Origin of the sequence: Sphaerisporangium sp. NPDC049003 (assembly GCF_043197795.1) — a bacterium.
GTDB lineage: Bacteria > Actinomycetota > Actinomycetes > Streptosporangiales > Streptosporangiaceae > Sphaerisporangium.
On record NZ_JBICTU010000074.1, the window covers coordinates 1 to 2,716 of the forward strand.

Sequence of the window (2,716 nt, forward strand, 5' to 3'; positions counted from 1 at the left end):
TGTCGCCGGCCAGGCTTATGGGACCACCGAGGGTGGTTTTCTGCCACGAGCATGGGACCACCCGGTTGCCAGTGATGGGACCACCCCGCGTGTCGGGTTCGGGGATCTGATCACTTCCGGTTACGAACCGTTCCAGGTCATTCGACTTGGTGGGGGTTCGGGGGAATGGCGTTCCGGGAGGTTTCTGTGATCGAGGTGCGTGAGGTGCTGCGGGCGTGGCTGGCGGGGGCCGGCCTGCGCAAGGTCGCTGAGCAGGCGGGGGTGGATCGCAAGACGGCTCGCCGGTATGTGGACGCGGCCACCGAGGCCGGGCTGGTCCGCGGGGGCGGCGTGGGGCAGCTGTCAGATGAGCTGATCGGCCAGATCGTCGAGGTGGTCCGCCCTGTCCGCCGCGATGGCCGGCACGGGGCGAGTTGGGAGCGGTTGGAGAGTCGGCGTGAGGAGATCGGTGCCTGGGTGAAGGCCGGCGTGCAGGTGGAGAAGATCCGCATCAAGCTGCTGCGTGTGGGCGTTGAGGTGCCGTATCGGACGCTGCACCGCTTCTGCGTGGAGCGGTGTGAGTTTGGGCGGGGCAAGACCACGGTCCGTGTGCTCGATGGGCAGCCGGGCATGGAGTGTCAGATCGATTTCGCCCGGCTTGGCCTGATTTATGACCCGGTCGAGGGCCGCAACCGGGTCGCGCATGTGCTGATCTTCACGTCGGTTTTCTCCCGGCACATGTTCATCTGGCTGACCTTCTCCCAGACCTTGGAGGCGGTGATCGCCGGGTGTGAGGCAGCGTGGCGGTTCTTCGGCGGGGTGTTCAAGGTGCTCATCCCCGACAACCTGTCGCCGGTCATCTCCAACGCCGATCCGGTCAACCCGACCTTCACCGTCGGCTGGCTGGACTACGCCCAGCACGCCGGGTTCGCCACCGATCCGGCGCGGGTGCGCTCGCCCAAGGACAAACCTCGGGTCGAGCGGATGGTGCAGTACGTGCGCGGAAACTTCTTCACCGCCGAGGACTTCGCCGACCTGGCCGACGCCCAGACGCGAGCCGAGGCGTGGTGCCATGCCACGGCGGGACTGCGGATCCACGGCACGCTGCAGGCCCGGCCTGCCGAGGTGTTCGCCGAGCGCGAGGCCAAGGCGCTGCTGCCGCCGCCCGAGGGCGCCTATGACATGCCGATCTTCAAGCAGGTGAAGGTCCACAAGGACTTCCACATCGAGATCGGCAAGGCGTTGTACTCGGTGCCGGGCCAATACATCGGCCAGCACTTGGACGCCCGCGCCGATGGCGCGCTGGTCAAGCTGTTCCACCGCGGCAGGCTGGTCAAGACCCATCCCCGCCAAGCCCCTGGGGGCCGCCGCACGGATGCGGCCGATCTGCCCGCCGAGCGGGCCGGGTATGCGATGCGTGACATCGACTCGCTGGTCCGCGCCGCCTACCGGGCCGGGAACAACGTGGGTATCTATGCCGAGCGGCACTTCGACGACACGCTGCCGTGGACCCGGATGCGGCAGGTCTACCGGCTGCTGGGCCTGGTCCGCCGCTACGGCGCCGAGCCGGTCGAGGCCGCGTGCGGCAAGGCGTTGGACCTTGATGTGTTGTCGGTCACGAAGATCGCCTCGATGCTGGACAGAGGGACACACGACACCCCGATCCCCGCACCGCGCCCCGCAGCGGTCGCGGGCGGGCGATTCGCCCGCGATCCGGCCGAGTTCAACCCGCCCCGGCGCGCGCACCTGGCTCTCCTCGGCCCTGCGGTCCGCCCCGACCCAGACGACAGCAGCGAACCTTGGACAGGGGTGAATCGGTGATGGCCAGCACCAGCACCGCGCGGAACACGGCCAACGGTCCGGTGCGTGATCCGATCAACGCCGAGCTCAAGCAGGCGCTGCGCGCACTCAAGCTCGGCAAGATGCTCGACACGCTGCCCGAACGCCTCGCGCTGGCCAAGCAGCAGCACCTGGCCCACGCCGACTTCCTGGAACTGGTGCTGGCTGATGAGGTGTCGCGCCGCGAGACCGGCTCGGCCGCGCTGCGCGCCCGCGCCGCCGGCCTGGAACACGCGATGCGCCTGGATACCTGGGACGCCAGCGCGGCCGTCACCTACGACCAGCAACTATGGGGCGAGCTGACCACGCTGCGGTTCATCGACGGCGCCAACGGCGCCCTGGTTCTGGGGCCGGTCGGCACGGGCAAGACCCACCTGGCCACCGCGCTCGGGCACATCGCGGTCCGCCGCCGCTACACCGTGGCGATGTTCCGCGCCGACAAGCTGTTCAAGCGTCTCAAGGCCGCCCGGCTCGACAACACCGTCGAGGCCGAGATGCGCCGGCTCGCTCACGTTCAGCTGCTCATCATCGACGACTTCGCGCTCAAGGGCCTGGACCAGATCGAGACCGCGGACTTCTACGAGCTGGTCGTGGAACGCCACCGCAGGGCCGCCACCGTGGTGACCTCCAACCGTGAACCCAGCGAGTGGCTGGCCATGCTCGCCGACCCGCTGCTCGCCCAGTCCGCCGTGGACCGGCTGGTGTCGGCAGCGCACGTCCTGATCGTCGAGGGCGAGTCCTACCGGACCCGTCAACGACCCACCATCCACCCCGATCACGATCCCGGCAACGGTGCGTCGCCGGGGACGAACTGAGGGAGATCATTATGATCGACTACACGACCAGGTGGTCCCTTCCTCGTGGCAACTGGGTGGTCCCATCAGGCTGGCAAGCGACA

General features: G+C 68.5%; 2 protein-coding genes. Both read left to right on the top strand.

The window, feature by feature from the left end; translation table 11 throughout:
- Window positions 1–165 precede the first annotated feature (165 nt).
- Window positions 166–1,800 (top strand): IS21 family transposase, encoded by a 1,635-nt coding sequence (istA, locus tag ACGFIV_RS36190; RefSeq protein WP_392839591.1) that lies wholly within the window; start codon window positions 166–168, stop codon window positions 1,798–1,800.
- Window positions 1,800–2,633, top strand: coding sequence for an IS21-like element helper ATPase IstB (gene istB / locus ACGFIV_RS36195; RefSeq protein WP_358562099.1), 834 nt, complete (start codon window positions 1,800–1,802; stop codon window positions 2,631–2,633). Before istA ends, istB begins: the two co-directional genes overlap by 1 nt.
- Window positions 2,634–2,716 lie beyond the last annotated feature (83 nt).

Bases quoted from the DNA above. Each gene is read 5' to 3' on its own strand.
- istA (WP_392839591.1), top strand. From the start codon at position 166: ATGGCGTTCCGGGAGGTTTCTGTGATCGAGGTGCGTGAGGTGCTGCGG.
- istB (WP_358562099.1), top strand. From the start codon at position 1,800: ATGGCCAGCACCAGCACCGCGCGGAACACGGCCAACGGTCCGGTGCGT.